General features: G+C 49.9%; 15 protein-coding genes and 1 tRNA gene. 7 read left to right on the top strand and 9 right to left on the bottom strand.

Features of this window, described 5'->3' with window-relative positions; translation table 11 throughout:
• Positions 1 to 10 precede the first annotated feature (10 nt).
• Entirely contained in the window at positions 11 to 952 is a 942-nt protein-coding gene (gene prmC, locus C7B65_RS01245) for a peptide chain release factor N(5)-glutamine methyltransferase (protein ID WP_073069087.1), read from the top strand.
• Here the strand turns inward: prmC and C7B65_RS01250 are convergent.
• From C7B65_RS01250 to secD, 3 genes are read right to left on the bottom strand one after another with little or no spacing between them, the layout of a single operon-like run.
• The gene (locus tag C7B65_RS01250; protein WP_073069088.1) at positions 915 to 1,337 is read right to left on the bottom strand and encodes a hypothetical protein; all 423 of its coding nucleotides are present in this window, start codon (positions 1,335 to 1,337) and stop codon (positions 915 to 917) included. The two genes, prmC and C7B65_RS01250, sit on opposite strands and share 38 nt — an antisense overlap.
• Complete coding sequence (secF, locus tag C7B65_RS01255; RefSeq protein WP_073069089.1) at positions 1,334 to 2,296, bottom strand: protein translocase subunit SecF; 963 nt, start codon at positions 2,294 to 2,296, stop codon at positions 1,334 to 1,336. The genes C7B65_RS01250 and secF overlap by 4 nt, the downstream gene beginning before the upstream one ends.
• Positions 2,293 to 3,699: a protein translocase subunit SecD gene (gene secD, locus C7B65_RS01260; protein WP_073069090.1), complete on the bottom strand. Its 1,407-nt coding sequence runs from the start codon at positions 3,697 to 3,699 to the stop codon at positions 2,293 to 2,295. The genes secF and secD overlap by 4 nt, the downstream gene beginning before the upstream one ends.
• A 150-nt stretch (positions 3,700 to 3,849) precedes the next feature.
• Here secD and hslO point away from each other — a divergent pair, with 150 nt between their 5' ends.
• The gene (hslO, locus tag C7B65_RS01265) at positions 3,850 to 4,752 is read left to right on the top strand and encodes an Hsp33 family molecular chaperone HslO (protein WP_073069091.1); all 903 of its coding nucleotides are present in this window, start codon (positions 3,850 to 3,852) and stop codon (positions 4,750 to 4,752) included.
• A 77-nt stretch (positions 4,753 to 4,829) separates the two neighbouring features.
• Here hslO and C7B65_RS01270 read toward each other — a convergent pair whose 3' ends face one another.
• The 3 genes from C7B65_RS01270 to C7B65_RS01280 form a co-directional block, all read right to left on the bottom strand.
• A complete protein-coding gene (locus C7B65_RS01270; RefSeq protein ID WP_073069092.1) occupies positions 4,830 to 5,126 on the bottom strand; it encodes a tetratricopeptide repeat protein in 297 nt (98 codons plus the stop codon).
• Positions 5,127 to 5,274: 148 nt separating this feature from the next.
• Complete coding sequence (locus C7B65_RS01275) at positions 5,275 to 5,916, bottom strand: hypothetical protein (RefSeq protein WP_073069093.1); 642 nt, start codon at positions 5,914 to 5,916, stop codon at positions 5,275 to 5,277.
• Between the two features lie 13 nt (positions 5,917 to 5,929).
• Positions 5,930 to 6,652 carry a hypothetical protein gene (locus C7B65_RS01280; protein WP_073069094.1) on the bottom strand — a complete coding sequence of 241 codons (723 nt, stop codon included), beginning with the start codon at positions 6,650 to 6,652 and terminating at the stop codon, positions 5,930 to 5,932.
• 229 nt (positions 6,653 to 6,881) lie between these two features.
• Between C7B65_RS01280 and trxA the strand changes: the two genes are divergently transcribed.
• Positions 6,882 to 7,199, top strand: a complete 318-nt coding sequence (gene trxA / locus C7B65_RS01285; RefSeq protein WP_073069095.1) for a thioredoxin — start codon at positions 6,882 to 6,884, stop codon at positions 7,197 to 7,199.
• A gap of 12 nt (positions 7,200 to 7,211) precedes the next feature.
• Here the strand turns inward: trxA and C7B65_RS01290 are convergent, their stop codons facing one another.
• Positions 7,212 to 12,206, bottom strand: a complete 4,995-nt coding sequence (locus C7B65_RS01290) for a translocation/assembly module TamB domain-containing protein (RefSeq protein WP_073069096.1) — start codon at positions 12,204 to 12,206, stop codon at positions 7,212 to 7,214.
• A 245-nt stretch (positions 12,207 to 12,451) separates the two neighbouring features.
• Positions 12,452 to 12,525, bottom strand: a tRNA-Pro gene (locus C7B65_RS01295).
• A gap of 101 nt (positions 12,526 to 12,626) precedes the next feature.
• Here C7B65_RS01295 and C7B65_RS01300 point away from each other — a divergent pair.
• Positions 12,627 to 13,037, top strand: a complete 411-nt coding sequence (locus tag C7B65_RS01300; RefSeq protein WP_219898271.1) for a DUF4332 domain-containing protein — start codon at positions 12,627 to 12,629, stop codon at positions 13,035 to 13,037.
• A gap of 54 nt (positions 13,038 to 13,091) precedes the next feature.
• Here the strand turns inward: C7B65_RS01300 and C7B65_RS01305 are convergent, their stop codons facing one another.
• Positions 13,092 to 13,613 carry a GNAT family N-acetyltransferase gene (locus C7B65_RS01305; RefSeq protein ID WP_073069098.1) on the bottom strand — a complete coding sequence of 174 codons (522 nt, stop codon included), beginning with the start codon at positions 13,611 to 13,613 and terminating at the stop codon, positions 13,092 to 13,094.
• Positions 13,614 to 13,842: 229 nt separating this feature from the next.
• On the opposite strand from C7B65_RS01305, the gene C7B65_RS01310 reads away from it, so the two are divergent.
• The 3 genes from C7B65_RS01310 (at position 13,843) to C7B65_RS01320 (ending at position 17,250) form a co-directional block, all read left to right on the top strand.
• Positions 13,843 to 14,568, top strand: a complete 726-nt coding sequence (locus C7B65_RS01310) for a hypothetical protein (protein ID WP_073069099.1) — start codon at positions 13,843 to 13,845, stop codon at positions 14,566 to 14,568.
• Between the two features lie 89 nt (positions 14,569 to 14,657).
• Positions 14,658 to 15,515 carry an alpha/beta fold hydrolase gene (locus C7B65_RS01315; protein ID WP_073069100.1) on the top strand — a complete coding sequence of 286 codons (858 nt, stop codon included), beginning with the start codon at positions 14,658 to 14,660 and terminating at the stop codon, positions 15,513 to 15,515.
• Entirely contained in the window at positions 15,499 to 17,250 is a 1,752-nt protein-coding gene (locus C7B65_RS01320; RefSeq protein WP_073069101.1) for an ArnT family glycosyltransferase, read from the top strand. Before C7B65_RS01315 ends, C7B65_RS01320 begins: the two co-directional genes overlap by 17 nt.
• Position 17,251: the final 1 nt, after the last annotated feature.

Genomic DNA, 17,251 nt, shown 5'->3' on the forward strand with positions numbered 1-17,251 from the left:
GCAAAAACAGATGACCTGTGAGATTTCTGGATTAGACCTATGGCAGTGGCGACAAGAAGCTCAAACTTCTGCGATCGCCGCTGCCATTTTGCCGTCTGAGGTTGATTGGCTCTTACAAGAATTAGCAGGACTCGATCGCTTATCGCTGCGGCTAGAATCTTTTAAACATCAGCCTCGAATCACCTTAAAGATTCCGTTCTCAGAATTAAAACAACGCTGGCGACAACGAGTTGAACAACGAGTTCCGATTCAATATTTAGCGGGTGCGACTCCCTGGCGAAACTTTACGCTCACCGTTTCTCCGGCGGTGTTGATTCCTCGCCCTGAAACTGAGCAGTTGATTGACTTCGCAGTAGCGGCGATCGTTGCCAATCCAGATCTGCAAACCGGAGCGTGGGCAGATTTGGGCACTGGCAGCGGCGCGATCGCGATTGGTCTAGCCGAGGCGTTACCCTACGCGATCGTTCATGCGGTGGATCAGAGTCGTGAGGCATTGGCGATCGCGCAACAAAATGCTCAAAAGTTGGGGTTTGGCGATCGCATTCAGTTCCATCAAGGTAACTGGCTAGAACCTCTAGAATTTCTCAAAGGCAACCTGAGCGGATTGGTGTCGAATCCGCCTTATATTCCCAGTCAAATGGTGCGAGAACTTCAGCCAGAAGTCACCAACCACGAGCCACACCTCGCGCTAGACGGTGGATCTGATGGGTTGGATTGCATTCGTCACCTCGTCACAACGGCTCCTGAATATCTGCGTTTTGGTGGCGTTTGGATAGTTGAAATGATGGCAGGTCAAGCAGATGCCGTGACTCAATTACTCAAAGATCACGGGAGCTATGGCAAGATTCAAATTTACCGAGATTTAGCAGGGGTTGAGCGATTTGCAACGGCGATCGTCACTCACCAACACGGCATCATTCTGGATAAACCCATCTCCATAACGGATGGCTAGATCCTTGCTCACGAATCTTGAGCACCTGTTTCTCTAATCGCTGCTGCTCCACTTTGGGCAAGCCTACCAAAATGTTGCGGCTCTGCCAGACGAGAACGGCGAGAGTCATCGCCACACATAGCCCCAAACCGATCGCGGGTAGAGGCTGAAAGACTATCGCCCAGCGTACCGCCGCCCAAGTGAAATAGTCTTGAAGCAGCGAAATAGGATAGCGCAAACTCCAGAGGCTCACGCTTCCCACTGTCAGCCACAGTCCCAACACCGTCAGCCATCTGCCGTAGACCGTTACCTTATGGAGTCGCTGCACAGCCGCCTGAAAATTTGGGTCTTTTTCGGGCAGCGCGATCGTCAATTCTGACTCACCTGGATGCTCTCGATCGCTCATGGCTCTATGCTATTCACTGGCTCGGCTGACCCCGAAATCGTGTTTCCAGTCCGTTCTCGCCAGAGTGCCAGCAAAGTGCTAGCGATAAAAATGCTGGAATAAGCCCCCATTGTGAAGCCGATAATCAGTGCCAGAGCAAAGGTTTTCAGCGTTTCTCCCCCAAAAAAGAAGAGGGAAAGTAGCGTCAGCAAAACCGTCAGCGTGGTGTTGATCGATCGCGTCAAAGTTTGGTTGACCGCATCATCAATTACATCGTCAATATGGCGACCGGGATTCAATGCGATCGTTTCTCGCACTCGGTCATAAATCACTACCGTATCGTTAACCGAAAATCCGACGATCGTCAGCAGTGCCACGATAAACAAACTGTCTACTTCCATATTTAGCACCAGCCCCAAAATGGAGAAAATGCCGACCGTGATCAGAACGTCATGTAGAAGCGCGACGATCGCAAACGCCGCATAGTCAAGCTGAAATCGAAAACTGAGATAGATCGCAATGCCCGCAAACGAGACAATCAGCGCCAATAAACCAGACGAGAAAAGCTGTTTCCCTAGCGTTGGCCCAACGGTATCAATTTGAGTAGTTTTGGGATTAAATTTACCCACTTTTTCAGATAAAGCGGCTTGTAGTTTCGATCGCTGGTCAACATCTAAAGTCACCGTGCGAATCGAGACGGCGCGTTGCTCTGATCCGACGATCTGGACGCTGCTGCCGCCCAAGCCCTGGGCATCGAGCACCGATCGCACCGCGTCTAAATTGATCGGCTTGTCGCAATTATTAGGCTGAGTGCAGTCGAGTTCGATTTGCAGCCGAGTGCCGCCCACAAAATCTAAACTCGGACGCAGCGGCGCGCCAATCTGCTTCCAGGAAATCAGCATTGCAATGATGCCCGCAATAATAATCGTTGCAGAAATCGTCCACCAAATCGCCCGTTGGCGAATCACTTGCAGTTTCATGAAGCGACCTCCGAAGTTTTTGCGGGTAGGTTGGGGCAAAACAGTTCTGGTTTGCGGAGTCCTTGAACGCCTAAAGACGCTAGTAGTAGAGTGCGGCTACAGGTCAGAGCCGTAAACATACTGATGCCCACACCCAACGCCAGCGTTAGGGCAAATCCTTTCACCAGTCCTGCACCGAGCCAAAACAGCGCCCCACACGCGATTAAAGTTGTGACGTTGCTATCGAGAATGCTAGAAAAAGCGCGGAAAAAGCCAGCTTCGACCGATCGATACAGGGTTTTTCCAGCCCGCAGTTCTTCACGAGTGCGTTCAAAAATCAGCACGTTGGCATCGACTGCCATGCCAATGCTAAGAATGAATCCGGCAATTCCCGGTAGGGTGAGCGTCACTCCTAACAAAGTGAAGGCAGCAAAGGTGAGCAGCGAATAGATGACGAGCGAGATCGAGGCGATCGCCCCCGGCAACCGATAATAAATCACCATAAACAACAGCACTAACATCAAACCGCCAATGCCTGCGTAAATGCTGCGCTGAATGCTATCTCGTCCTAAGGTCGCTCCCACAGTGCGGTTCTCAATGATCTCGACTGGGAGCGGTAATGCACCTCCGCGAAGCTGCACGGCCAGGTCATTCGCTTGTTCGGCGGTGAATCGCCCGGTGATGGTTGCGCCGCCGCCAGTGATGCCCGTCTGAGCAAACTCTACGCCCACACTGGGGGCGCTAATCAGCCCATTATCCAGAAAAATTCCTAAACTGCGTCCGGTGCCTGCTAGATTTTTGGTCAGCGTCGCGAATTTCTCGCCGCCTTCTTGATCAAACCGAATCGCCACACTCCAGCCATTTGAGTTTGGCGACGTTTCGGGAAAGGCATCTTTGAGATTCTTACCTGTGATGCCCGACGACTCAAACAGAGTGCCAATTTTTTGATCGGTGGCTTTGAGTTTGGCTTGGTTATCGTCGATCGCCGCCTGATCGCCTGCTTTTCTCAATTCAGCTTGTTTGGCAACCAATTCTTGACGATATTGCTGCTCGATCCCCAGCCCTGCTTCAGTTCCAGGCTTTTGAGCTTTAAATTCGAGTTGAGCCGTGCCGCCAAGAACCCGCTCGGCTTGCTGCGGATCGCTGACTCCGGGCAACTGCACCAAAATTTGGTCGTCACCCACCGTTTGCACAACAGGCTCAGACACGCCCAAGCCATTAATTCGTCCTTCAATGACGCGCTGAACGGCTTCGAGTTCACGCGATGTAATTTTTTTAATCTCTGCGGTGGGCTTCACCTGAATCGTTAACTGTGAACCCCCTTGCAAATCCAATCCTAGCCGCACTGGCACCTTGACGATTACGAAGATCGCGACGGCAACCAAAGCCAGGATGAACAGTAGTAATGAACGCTGCCTTGCCATACTGAAACCTGTTGTGACAAACGTTATGATAGCGCTTTGTTAACGCCCTCGTGCAGGTCAGTCACGATAGCTCTTCCTCATTACCTGCGGAGGAAGCAGCAAGCCTTCTAGAATAGAGACAGAACTCGTTAAGAAATGTAAGGTTTTTTCATGGCTGATCAGTTAATCAGAGCAACTGCGGCTGACGGAGGCATCCGGGCTGTGGGAGTAATTACGACTCGTCTCACCGAGGAAGCGCGACAACGGCACAAGCTTTCCTATGTCGCGACGGCAGCGTTAGGTCGAACGATGGCAGGTGGGCTGCTGTTAGCATCGAGCATGAAGCGGGCAGAATCGCGGGTGAATATTCGGATTCGAGGCGATGGTCTGTTAGGCGGGGTTTTGGCAGACGCGGGGCTAGATGGCACGGTGCGCGGCTATGTCGATCGCCCAGAGGTTGAGTTGCCACCCAATGCTAAAGGCAAACTGGATGTCGGCGGCGCGATCGGGCAAGATGGCTATGTCTACGTCGTCCGAGATGTGGGCTATGGCTATCCTTACTCCAGCACTGTCGAGCTAGTGTCGGGTGAAATTGGCGACGATCTGACCAATTATTTAGTGAACTCTGAGCAAACCCCATCGGCGCTAGTGCTGGGCGTGTTTGTGGGGGCAAATGGCGTGACGGCAGCCGGGGGAATCTTAATTCAGGTGATGCCAAAAGCGGCGATCGACGATGAGCTAGTTGCCTTACTCGAATCTCGAATCGAGTCTCTACAAGGGTTTACGCCACTGCTGCAAGCGGGTAAAACTTTGCCGATGATCTTTGAAGATTTGTTAGGAGACTTAGGGTTAGAAATTCTGCCAGAAATACAGATGGTGCGGTTTCACTGTGGATGCTCAGTCGATCGCGTGTTAGGAGCCTTAAAGCTGTTAGGCGAAGTAGAACTGCAAGACATGATCGAAAAAGACGAAGGAGCGGAGGCAATCTGTCACTTCTGCGGCGAAGTCTATAAAGCGGATAGCAATCAGTTGACTCAGCTAATCGGTGAACTAAAGACCGATTCTGGAAGTTAGACAACCGCAAACGGAGGGCATGGCGATCGTGTTGTGCCCTTTGCCAAAAAGTATTTATGGGTCGCTTCCAGAATGTACTACTGGTCGAAGTCTCCCGCTTTGATGCCCTCTCGAATATCCTCTGCAAACCTCAACATAACCTGAGCTTTGTCAGGTTCTCCTCTAGCATTAAGCAAATCCGCAGCTTTCTTTATATCTTCGATCGCTTTTAGGGGCTGATTGCTCAAACCGAAAGCAGTCCCCCGATAGCAGTAAGCCTCAAAGTAGTCAGGATTCAACTCAATCGCCTCGGTGAATGCAGCAATTGCCTCTGTATTGTCTTGATCTACTCCTGTCAACTTGCGTCCACGTTCTACAAGATCTTGAGCGTTCATAGATGGTAAATTTTGGCTGTACAAATCTTGAGCATCGGCAGCCCTGTAAGGGACTGCTGATGAACAGATAGCAGTTACATAAGCTAATGTAGCGATTGAACGTAGAAATCTGCAAGTCAACTTCATCTGATTTCATTCCTAATTTAGTTTAAGACAGTGTTTTGTAGAGATAATCCATGCGTTCAATTTCAGTTGGCATGAGATTCTCAATATGCAGGGTTACTTGTTGAACCTTCAAAGCGCTGTAACGCATTTTGAGAGCAGGAATATAGGCATCTTGCTCACGAATAAAGTTTAGTGTGAAGGTGTAAGCATCCTTAATGTCTTTAGCTGTAAATCCACGTTGTGATTGAAATTCAAGATTGCCATCTCTGTCATATTCTTCAAAGCGAAGTCTTTCGTCTAGCCTGCCTTGATTGCAAAACAAGTATCGAAACCAGCCGCCTGTATTGCTTCCTACATAATCAATCACGGCAGCAGACAGCAGATCTGAAAGTGACAGGGCATCGGCTTCTGATAACCGCATAGGATGAGTGTGACCAAACGGCTGGCATACATAACTCCAAGAATGCCCTCGAAGCTTGAAGATGAGAGTGCCTTCATTGGATGGAACTGATTGACCATAAGCATTGGGTATCCAACCATCCCACGGTTTTAGCTGAGTCAGAGCTTGAGCGACTTCCTCAACGTCCGCTTTTACTAGAATCAGCACGATATTAATATCAATAGACTCAATACCTCTGCTGACTTCCAAGGAGGAGTTATCAGGTTTCATCAAGAAAATGCTCATAGTGACAATCTAATCAAGGTCTGACTCTTCCGGGAGAACCCGGTGGAGACGGGAAAGGAAAGCTTATGTTTAAGATGTATACCTCAGGGTTTACCACAATAGCTGCACCCATCTGAAGATTATTTTCCGTGGGTAGGACATCAGGGATCTCACAAGCGATTGTGTGAAGAATTCCCACACCTTGCACAGTGGCTAAGAGTCGTGTTTTCTTGCTGATCGCCTTCACATCTGATGTTGTCATGAAAACAATTGCAGGCACAAAGCTTCCTTCACTCCCTGCGGGGCTATGTTCAAGTGCATCTAAAAAACCTAAAATTTGATATTTTTGGTAGCTCGGCGGTAAGCGAGTGCGCCGCACTGCTTTTGACTCGTAGAACACACTATTTGAATGGATAAAAGTCTTTAAGGGAATGGCAGTAATCGTAATCAGGGGTATTACGCCATCCGGCACTACGTTAGCAATACCAGCCTTGGCTCGTCTGTCCGCAGAGAAAAAGAAACGATTGTTGTGTGGAATTGGGAGACCTGGTCTAACTGTCTCTAGCGCGAAATCCTCAAATCGCAATTCGACATCGTTTGTTCCTATGCCTACTGCACTGGCGATTTCTTCAAGCTTGACTTTAGTTAAGGGAACCTGATCTGAATTAGCACAGCTTTGGCCATGAGAAACGGCAGCAGAAAGAACCAGTGAACTGAACGTTCCCAGGAATAGGAATGCACGATGGAGATGCGTCATAATTGCTCAGTACAAGTGAAACTTTATACTTTTACAGCTTACTTGTTCTTTTTTTTACATTTCTTCCGTACTGGCACTGATCATTCGCTTGTTTCGCCCATCCCCATCTCATCGTCGTGAGTATTTAGCACAAAATAGGTTTTAAAACCCAAAATTTTCTAACGGTTGGTTCCGAAATTTTATCTAGGCGCTAGGCTTAGAGAACCCCTAGAAATGAAGGTATCAAAAAATGGTCGCTAAACAGGAATTTGGCAGTTTTCAAGAACTACTCTCGACCTCTGAAGTGCCGCTAGTCGTCGATTTCTATGCGCCTTGGTGTGGCCCCTGCCAGTTAATGGCATCGATTTTAGAGCAGGTCAACGACGAGATGAAGCAGCAGATCAAAATCGTCAAGATCAACGTCGATAATTACCCTGATTTAGCAAGTCAATATCAGGTTCACGCCTTGCCCACAATCGTTGTCTTTAAGCAAGGACAACCCGTGAAAAAAATTGAGGGCGTTGTGAAATCGCAACAACTCGTTCAACAACTGCAAGCGATCGTTTAGTCTGGCTCGTTTCTAAAACCGCGCTTCATACTCCACCACAGCGCGATTGTCTCCAGAGAAGTCAGTTGAGCTACGCAAAAGCAACTGATCATTAATGCGATAGACAATCCCGACTTGCGTTGGCTGATCAGACGTTAAAACTCTCAAGACCGAGGCAGACAGATTTTGGGTGATATCGACCCCTAATTCGGCTGCAAGACCCAGAGTCGAACTGCCTCTTCGCTCATTGTTCAGCACCGTCGGAAAGAGACGAAACTCACCAAACCCCAGGGCATTGCCAATAAACCCTTGCACATTGGTTAAGAGCGCAGACCCCGCAAGGTTGGCGATGCCTAAAGTGCTATCGCCTCGACCCAGAGTGTTGACAAAGCCGCCGCCAATTAGCCCGATAATCTCGTTTTGACTTCGACTAGGGCTGCTCGTCAGTTCTAAATTGTCAAACAACTGACTGGCAGGCCCCGTCACGACCGCTTGAACGCGAACTGTTTGCAGGGCCCCTAAACTGGTTGCCAGCAGCGAATCATCGCGCACTTCACCCGACGCATTTCCGGTCGAGATGCGGTTGCGGGTGACTTCGGGCACCGAAGCAATGAGACGAATATTAAGCGTGGGATCAAGCCCTTGCCTCCGCCTAAACTCTGCGGTCTGACGATAGCCTCTTGCCAGCACAAACTGAGTCGTGAATAGGTTGACCTGCCCTGCCGTCAGATTAATCACGCCTTCGGGCTGAAGATTGTTGAGCGTGCCGTTAACGTTTAAGCTGCCTCTGGCGAGGAAATTGATGATTGGGGCACGAGTCACCCGGACGCGATCGGCCAATTCTAATTTCAAATTTCTAAACTCGACGGATGGCTCTGCTTGAGCTTCGCCCGGTGCCGCCGTTCCGCCTGCTGTAGCAGCTTCATCTGAGAGCAACACCTGCCCATCGGTTAAGCGAATCTCGCCGCCAATTTTTGGACTGAGCGCAGTTCCGGTGACTGCGACATTGCCGTTTACGCCCCCTTGATAGATGCCTTTGAGGTTGAGCGCAATCTGATCGAGCGAGACAGCAAGCGGTTTAGTGAGATCAGGATCGTTAGCTTCTAGCGCCGAAAAAATCGGCAACACGCCCTGCGCGACGACTTGCCCCTTGCTGAACTGACCTTGCAGAGATTCAACATTGATGCGATCGTTCAAAAATCGAATCGTGCCGTTCACCTCAGTCAACGGTTCGGGCAGAGCTTGAGCGGCGATCGTGGCGTTGGCAATCGTGGCAAACCCAGTCACCTTGGGCTGCAATAAGGTGCCGTTGACTTGAACCTGAACCTGTCCGGTGCCGCCTTGCCACGCGATCTGCGGAGTCAGCAGATTTAACAGCGTTAACCCTTCGTTTTTGACATCAAGGGTCACATTAATCTCATTGCTGTCAGGAAAAACGGTGGAAAAGGGCAGTTTAATCGGAATGTCTCCCGCAATGCGGAGCGGTTCAGGACTCGAAATGTTGATGGTGCTGCCAAAATTTAGCCGAGCGTTGGAATAATTAAAACTGCCCGTCGCTGATTGAATGGGCGTGCCGTTGAGATCGCCATCTGCCAGCGTGACTTCTCCGATCGCAAAGGGGTTATCGGGTGTGCCTGACAGCGTAGCAGTACCGTTAAGGTTGCCGCTCACGCCCAGAGGCAGCGGATAGAAATTATTCAGTTGCTCGATCGGCACGTTAACGACTTGCAACTGTCCCGATTGTTTTTCGCCCCCTAAACTGCCAGAGAAACTAATAGATGACTGCCCCGACTTAAGCTGCAACGGCAGCAGAGTGATCACGCCATCTTCAAAGCTGCCTCTGATGATCGCTTGTTCGGCGCTCAAGACTCGATTTGGGTTTTGCCTCACTTGATTTTGATAGACTTCCGCAAACGCAGGAAAAGGTCGCCATTCGACGTTTTGCCCCTGCAAGTCAAATTCGGCTTTGACTCCGGTTTGCAGAGATGCCGCAAAGCTGATGGTGCCGTTATAGATGCCGCGTACGTCTGCTAACTCTGGAGTCGTCAGGTTTTGGCGTTGATTAGCCACCTGAACCAGCAGGGCGTTGATTTCAGAAAAGCGCCGCAGTTGATCCAAAAGCGAAGATTGAGGCAACCCAACCGGAACCGGAGTTACTTCTGCCGCACTGGTATAAGTCGGTGCCTTAAATCCTCTTGAAAAATCGCTTATGTAGAAAATTTGCAGGGTTCTGAGAACATCTTCAAGGTTGCCCTGGGCGATCGCGACTTTGCCTTCAAACCGGGGACTCGATCGCAAATCTAAATTGCCTGCCAGAGTATATCGACTGTTGCCGTTCTGCAAACTCGTCTCCGCAAACCGAATCACCTTGCCGTCATTCACAAACTGGGTTTGAAGGCTCTCACCCTTAAATGCCCCGATGCGCGGGTTAGCCACCGCTAGTCTGCCATCAATCACTTGAAGGCGATCGGTGTCGATATTTAAGTTGCCAGAAAGTTGCCCCCCTAGCGGGTTCAGCCGCGCCAGTTCTACACCGGGAATAGTCAAGCCGTCTAGCGGCACCTGCTTCAGGTCAAGGCTGAAAACATTGCCGCGCGCTATGCCGACTATGGTTGCTTCTCCCCGTATAACATTGAGCGAAATGGGCTTGAAATTGGGATTGAGCGCGAGGGCGATGCGATCGCGATTTCCCCTCACGTCGATACTAAACCCCTGAGTCGGGGTGAGCCGCAGATCGCCCGCGAGAATGGGGTCAAACGTGATGCCATTGAGCGACAGCCCTCGCACGGTCACATCACTGGCTACGCTAGGAGCAGCCGGGGTGCCAGTTAGCCTGCCAGCAAAATCGACGGAACCCGTTAAGTCAGTCACCGGAGGACGAGGAATCGGTAAGGCGGCGAGGTTATAGTCGGTAGCTCTGATGTTGAGATCCAGCGCCGTGATTTCCGGGGTTCCTTCCAGGTTGGCAAAAATTGAGCCATTGGCGCTAAACCCAGGAGCCGTCGCGTTTTGAAGATTGATTTTACGCCCATCCCACTGAAGTTGAGCGACGATCGGCTGGGTGATCAGTGAGATGCCTTCTGACAATCGCACCTGTCCAGCGGCCCGAATCGCAGACGGGTTAAAGGAATTCACCGATCCAGTTAGGGCAACATCGCCGCTTAATAAACCGCGCAAATCGGGTGAAAAGCGATCGAGTTGAACGCCTTCTCCCTGCACCTGAGCTTGCCAGCGCCCAGCATTTGAAGCGATTTGAGCGTTGACAGTGCCGTTACCCTGGGTGAGTTGTGCCTTCCCAGTGGTCTGAATATCGGCTAACTGAAACGAACTCGTCGAACCCGACAAATTGAAGTTGCCGCTCACCAATCCCTGCACTTGTGACGAAAATCGACTGGCTTGAATGCCGACTGCCTGCACGGTTCCTTGCCAGCGATCGCCGCTACTTCGAGCGTTTGCGGTCACGGTGCCGCCTGCGACTTGAGCCACCACGTTTCTTAAAAAGCGCTTCTCCCCGACGATCGCGACTTCTCCAGTCGTAGGATAAGTGGCTTCGGAAGCTTGAAACTGGGCAACGGTTTGGACATTCTCGATCGCGCCAGAAATTCGGGCTTGAGCGTTGACTCGTCCGACGGTGATGGGCGGTGCGGTGCCATTGTTATAGAGCTTCGCGATTTCATCACCCGGCACGTTCGTCGCCCGAAAATTTAGGTCGAGCGATCGCGGTTCACCCAAACTGGCTTGTCCTTTACCAACGACCTGCCCCCCGACTGTAGGCGTTGCTCGAATATTCGTGACCGCTAAACTCAGCGCACTGGCATCGAGTTTGAAATCAGCGCTAACCTTGCTGAGAGCGACGCGATCGAGCTTGGCAGGTTTTGTGTTAGTGACCGTTCCAGTCAGAATCGGCTTTTCTATCGCGCCCGTGATCTTTGCGGTTGCCTGAACTTCACCCGACGCAGAAAACGGAAGCTGAATCGCAAACGTTTTGAGAAAATCTTCAACTTTGACGGCTTTGACTTTCGCGGCCAAATTAAAGCCTTTTTTCGTGTCAACCGTCCCGTTTGCCAAAAAAGGGATTTTGCCGAGGGAAGCCGTGACTTTCTCTAGCGTGATTTTCGTTCCGTCTAGCTGGAGGTTTCCGGCAGCGCCAGTAAAGACTTGAGGCAGTTCTGGCACTCTCATCGTTACGTCTTTGAAATCTGCCGTTCCGGTTACTAACGGCTGATCGTCTCCTCTCAGTTTGACGTTAACGTTCCCATTCACGCGACCTTTTTCAAGATCGATCGGAAGTTTAACTAAGCGATCGATCTCCGATACGAGAAAATCCTGTCCTTGAATCTGTAAATTTGATTGCAATTTCTGATCTCGGAGCGTTTCACCTTTGAGATCAAAACTGCCTTCATTGGCAGAGATTCCGCTGGCTTCGTAGGCAAAACGACGATTGTTATCCGCCGGTCTGAGTTCTCCTGCCACCTCTTTGAGCGTGATCGGCATCCGTTTGTTTCCCCGCTTAGGGGCGGGAGACAACTCCACTTGGGCATCACTTAACCGCAGTGCATCAAGCTGAGTTTTAATAAATCCGGTGTCTTCTTGCTCTTTAATTGCGGTAGAAATCCAGACCCCATTTTTATCTTGCTCAATGTAGGCGGTCGGTTTAATCAGCGTCACATCTAACTTTAAAGTGCGACTGAGCAAAAGCTGAATCGGATTAAACTGAACCTCAACGGCTTCAACCGAGGCATGATCGGGGTCTGTTGCCGTTGCCGGAATGCCACTTTTGCCAAACCGCAAACTGTTGAGTGAAAAGCGTTCAACCTTGCCCAACTCAACCGGACGATCGAGCAATTCCGTTAGATTGGTCTGCACGAGGGGCGCTAACTGCTGATTGACGAAAACGTTGGCATACCAAATTCCTGCCCCAACGCCCACCACAGAAGCAACCCCTATCGGAATGGCAACGCGAGAAAGCAGCGATCGTCGTCTTAGTGGGCTAGGAGGCGGGCTACCTTGCTCAGGGGAATTCGTCATGTATAGAAAGGTGGAAGAATCTACATTAAGCCTCTATATAGTTACCACACAGCCAATTGTTTGTTTTAACAAATTTCTATAGAAACGCACTGAAATGGGACTCAACCGAGTTTGAGCGAGGTTAAGCTGACGACGCGATCGTGACACTACAGCAATCTCATTGCAGTTGTAAGAGTGGGAAAGGCTTCCAGCCTGTACGGGCAAGATGCCCATCCCACAATTCACTTAGGATTGTTTGAAATCAATCGGGATGACAGGATTCGAACCTGCGGCATCCTGCTCCCAAAGCAGGCGCGCTACCAAGCTGCGCTACATCCCGTTACTCGCCTAATCAGTATAGCTTGCTTTTTACCACTGAAGAGATCGACTTGAAAAGTCCGCTAGACTAGTACTCTGTCAAAGATAAATTGGGGCATATTTGTGAAAACCACCTCAGCCGATTGGTCGATCGACCAGCTTCCTGGCTTAAGCACCGACGACCACAGCCGCTTAATAACCTGTGGCATTCACACAACCCTACAACTGCTGCAACAGGGCAAAACACCAGAAAAGCGAGGCATTTTAGCCAGTCAGCTACAAATTCCGATTCGCCATGTCAACAAGTGGGTGGCGCTCGCAGATCTGGCAAGAATTCCCGGCGTGGGCTGTCAGTATTGTGGCTTGTTGCTACACGCAGGGGTGGCATCACCGACACAACTTGCCAGAACGCCGCTCGATCGCCTGCATCGCCAAATGCTCAAGCTGCAAGTCGCAACGCTACAACGTCGAGATTTATGCCCTGCGATCGGCGAGGTCGAACAGTGGAGCCAACAGGCACGGGTGCTGTCCTAGCTCAAAATTCTTCTCCACTACGTATTCCTGCGATCCAAAATAGGGAACCTTTAGTTAGTCTGGATACCAAAACATTCCTTTGATTCCCTCTGGGTCAGACATAAAACCTAGATTACGATAAAAATTAACGACTTGAGGATCGGCAAAAAGCGTAATGTTGCTAATGTCTTCGCCGCGCAACTTCTTAATCATGTATTTCATCAGAGCTTTACCCATCCCCTTCCCTTGGAAATCTGGATGGATGACGACATCCCAAATCGTGGCGTTGAATGCGTGGTCAGACGTAGCACGAGAAAACCCAATCAGTCGCCTTTGTGCGCCTCGCTGTTCCCACATTGTGACGACGAGAAAACTATGCTGAATGGCTTTTTTGACCTTTCGCAGGGGGCGACGCGACCAGCCGACCGCATCACACAACTCTTCTAGCTCATACAGATCAAGATCCCGTTCGGTGCTAAAGAAAATGCGGTTGGTGGTGCGATCGTCGGTCTCATCGCCGACATAGCGATCCATTGGGGCTGCTTTTGAGGCAGCAGGGGCATCAGTACCACTAAATAAGCTCTTCCAGAAACCCATGCAAGCGTGTGGTGAAGGTAGTAAATATGAAGCAGTACTAGATAGTATATCGCTCGGACTCTCTCACGACCGCTTCCTCAAAGGCAGCAAATGATTTCAGTTAAACACATGCTTATAAAAACAAAGGCATTCATTCCGATTTGTAACAATTTGACGCTAAGTTGCTCTGATAACCCGCGGCTTTCTTTTCTTTCCTCTATTCTCTTATAGCGAAGTCTCCCTGCACCCTATGGCTCCGGGCTTAAAACCAACCACTCTAGAACTGTTAAAGCGCTTCAATCGGGCGTTCCCCCAGTTTTATGAGCAATTTGTCAGTAGCGAAATTCAACTACAAAATCTTCGGCTCGCCTACCATCTCTATAAGACGCGTCAAGCTGTCATTGAGTTAAAAGCAGAAGGAAGCAAAAGCGCCCTACACTTTGCCTATCGCAATCAATCTTTTTTGTTGAGCGATATTTTCGGGGTGTTAGCTGCTTATGGTTTGACGATTCACAGCTTGAGTTTATATGGGCAAATCTACCCGCCCATGCTGGTTTTTATCAAGCTAATTGTGTCTCGAAGTGGCAAAGCCCTGACCGATAAAACTGCTGAAAACGTCTGTCGAGCAGTTCGAGAGGCGTTAGCGGGGCGGTTTGAGGTGGAAGAAATGTTAGCAGTCGAGTTTAACCTAGATGCTGGATTAGAGCAAGTCGAAGCCGAATTTTACGTCGATCCCGTGTTTCATTTGCCTGCGTTATTGATCGAGGCTGACAACCAGCCAGGGCTATTTTATAAGGTGATGTATGCGATTTGGCAAGAAGACTTACTAGTCGTTAACGCAAATTTATTGGTTTGGCGAGGGCGAACGCGATTAATTCTTTATCTTCTGGGCCCGAATGAAAGTTTGATCCCTGAATATTTGGGGCAAAAAATTGCAGAAGGGGTGAAGCAGCGACTATTGGGAAGGAGATTTTAGGGTTCTAGGATCAGGATTCTGAAGTCGGGTCAGCATAGGGCAAATGACTCAGGACAAAAAGCGAATCTGCTTCAGGGTAGGATAAAATCATGCCTACTATTCACGTAATGGGTTCGCCGCACACTTATGACTTGACGGCTCCCACAAATTCATCTGAGGTTTTGGTTTTCATTCATGGCTGGCTGTTGAGCCGCAATTATTGGCAGCCTTTGATTGAGCAATTGGCGATCGAGCATCAGTGTCTCGCTTACGATCTGCGCGGGTTTGGTGATTCGCAGCCCTGCCAGAGTGAGGCGGGCTATAGTTTGCAGGCATACGCGCAAGATCTGGGCGAGTTGCTCGATCGTCTAGGTGTTGAAACCGCCTGGTTAGTCGGTCACTCTCTAGGGGGGAGTGTGGCACTGTGGGGAGCCGATCTACTGCCCGATCGCGTCAAAGGGGTAATCTGCGTGAATGCGGGGGGCGGAATTTATCTCAAAGAGCAATTTGAGCGCTTTCGCAATGCTGGCAGGCAAATTGTCAGATTGCGCCCTGGCTGGTTAACTCAGGTGCCGTGGCTCGATCGGTTGTTTGGGCGGGCAAGTGTGGTCAAGACGCTCGATCACACTTGGGCAAGACAGCGTTTAATCGATTTTGTCGCGGCAGATACAAAGGCGGCACTAGGTTCATTACTAGACTCTACAACCGAAGCCGAGGTGCATTTGCTGCCTCAAGTGGTGGCTCGACTCAAGCAGCCCGTCTATTTTATTGCTGGGTCTCAAGATCCGATCATGGAGCCTAAGTATGTTCAGCATCTCGCCAGTTTCCATCACTTATTTGGGTGCTGCGGCGACAACGTGTTAGAAATTGCTGACTGTGGACACATGGCGATGGTTGAGCAGCCCGGTGAGGTTGCCGATCGGATTCGACTAATCCTTAAGGGTGAAGGGCATGAAGGGGAGGTTTGAGCGCTCGATCGCAGCCATCGTTAAGTCTGGACGATCGCGGCAAGTTGCCCATTTTCTGCCGATTTTGTGGATCTTGCTGCTGAGTTGGCTAGTTTTGTTTAACCACTTGGGCAGCACGGGGCTACTCGACGAAACCGAGCCTCTGTTTGCAGAAGCCGCTCGTCAAATGCAGGTGACGGGAGACTGGATCACGCCCTACTTCAATGGAGTGACTCGATTTGACAAACCTCCGTTGATCTATTGGTTGATGGCGATCGCTTATCACACGATCGGGGTCAACGAGTGGGCGGCGCGATTGCCCTCGGCCATTTCAGGAACGCTATTAATCGGGTTCTGCTTCTACACTTTGAGGTTTTTTGAGAATCAACTCAAACCGCACACCGTACATCTCAAAATCCTGCCCTTTCTGGGTTCTGCCATTTTTTCCCTAAATTTGCAAACGCTATTTTTTGGCCGATTAGGCTACTCAGATATGCTACTGAGTGTGTGCTTTGGTGGAGCATTGTTTAGCTTTTTTTTGGGGTATGCCCAACCTGAGAATCCTAAAGTTCAGACTCGTTTTTATCTGGCATTTTATGGATTGTTAGCGCTGGCAGTGTTGACCAAAGGGCCAGTGGGCGTAGTGTTGCCGGGGACGATCGTGCTGATCTTCTTAGTCTGCGTCGGCAAAGTCCGGGAGGTTTTACGAGAAATCAAGCTCGTGCCAGGAATTGCGATTTTCTTGGCTCTCAGTGTGCCGTGGTATGTGCTGGCATATCTACGAAATGGAGAAAGTTTTGTTAATTCGTTTTTTGGCTACCATAATTTAGAGCGATTCACTCATGTAGTCAACCAACATCAAGGTGCCTGGTATTTTCACATTTTGATTGTGCTAGTCGGCTTCTTTCCGTGGTCGATTTATTTGCCTGCTGCGATCGTTCATAGCTTCCAACCCCGATCGTGGCGACAGTCACCACGATCGAGCCATTTAGGGTTATTTGCGCTGATCTGGTTTGCAGTTGTGCTGGGGTTTTTTACGATCGCGGCAACAAAATACATCACTTACACGCTGCCTTTAGTTCCGGCGGCGGCTATCCTCGTGGCACTGTGGTGGCACCATCAGATGCAGCAAGACGCACCAAAATGGGACTTAAAGCTGAGTGTGTATGTCAGCCTTGGGTTGTGCATCACGCTGGCGGCGGTGACGTTCTACAGTCCTCATTGGTTAAATGGCGACCCTTCGATGCCTCGTTTAGGGCTGCGAATGCAAGAAGCTGGACTGCCGCAAATCGGCTTTTTGATTTGGCTAGGTGGCGCGATCGCTGGCACTTTTTTGATTTTTGGGCGCAAGATGCGTTGGTTTTGGGCAGTCAATCTGGCGACTTATGCCGCGTTTATTCTGTTTTTCATCACGCCATTTGTGGGAGTTCTAGACACAGAACGTCAACTTCCCTTGAGAGAAGTGGCTCAGACGGTAATTCAGGTCAGACAGGCAAACGAACCGATCGTGATGGCAACCGATTCTTTTGAGAAGCCAAGTCTGGTTTTTTACACCCAACAGCCGATTACTTTTTTTAATCGCTCTGCAAAAATTAAACCTTATTTAGAACAAGTTCGTCAACAAAAGACACAGCGATCGATCCTCATGGTGACAACACTCAGCACGTTAAATGAGGCAAAAATTTCGCCCCAAGCTTATCAACTGCTGAAACAAATTGGCGTTTATCGGGTCATTCGTTTTTTGGTGTCGAGCTAGT

Source organism: Phormidesmis priestleyi ULC007, assembly GCF_003003695.1.
In the GTDB taxonomy this organism is placed as follows: domain Bacteria; phylum Cyanobacteriota; class Cyanobacteriia; order Leptolyngbyales; family Leptolyngbyaceae; genus Phormidesmis_A; species Phormidesmis_A priestleyi_A.

Bases quoted from the DNA above. Each gene is read 5' to 3' on its own strand.
- C7B65_RS01305 (WP_073069098.1), bottom strand. From the start codon at position 13,613: ATGGGTTTCTGGAAGAGCTTATTTAGTGGTACTGATGCCCCTGCTGCC.
- secF (WP_073069089.1), bottom strand. From the start codon at position 2,296: ATGAAACTGCAAGTGATTCGCCAACGGGCGATTTGGTGGACGATTTCT.
- C7B65_RS01275 (WP_073069093.1), bottom strand. From the start codon at position 5,916: ATGAGCATTTTCTTGATGAAACCTGATAACTCCTCCTTGGAAGTCAGC.
- C7B65_RS01310 (WP_073069099.1), top strand. From the start codon at position 13,843: ATGGCTCCGGGCTTAAAACCAACCACTCTAGAACTGTTAAAGCGCTTC.
- trxA (WP_073069095.1), top strand. From the start codon at position 6,882: ATGGTCGCTAAACAGGAATTTGGCAGTTTTCAAGAACTACTCTCGACC.
- C7B65_RS01270 (WP_073069092.1), bottom strand. From the start codon at position 5,126: ATGAACGCTCAAGATCTTGTAGAACGTGGACGCAAGTTGACAGGAGTA.
- prmC (WP_073069087.1), top strand. From the start codon at position 11: ATGACCTGTGAGATTTCTGGATTAGACCTATGGCAGTGGCGACAAGAA.
- C7B65_RS01250 (WP_073069088.1), bottom strand. From the start codon at position 1,337: ATGAGCGATCGAGAGCATCCAGGTGAGTCAGAATTGACGATCGCGCTG.
- hslO (WP_073069091.1), top strand. From the start codon at position 3,850: ATGGCTGATCAGTTAATCAGAGCAACTGCGGCTGACGGAGGCATCCGG.
- C7B65_RS01290 (WP_073069096.1), bottom strand. From the start codon at position 12,206: ATGACGAATTCCCCTGAGCAAGGTAGCCCGCCTCCTAGCCCACTAAGA.
- C7B65_RS01320 (WP_073069101.1), top strand. From the start codon at position 15,499: ATGAAGGGGAGGTTTGAGCGCTCGATCGCAGCCATCGTTAAGTCTGGA.
- C7B65_RS01315 (WP_073069100.1), top strand. From the start codon at position 14,658: ATGCCTACTATTCACGTAATGGGTTCGCCGCACACTTATGACTTGACG.
- C7B65_RS01280 (WP_073069094.1), bottom strand. From the start codon at position 6,652: ATGACGCATCTCCATCGTGCATTCCTATTCCTGGGAACGTTCAGTTCA.
- secD (WP_073069090.1), bottom strand. From the start codon at position 3,699: ATGGCAAGGCAGCGTTCATTACTACTGTTCATCCTGGCTTTGGTTGCC.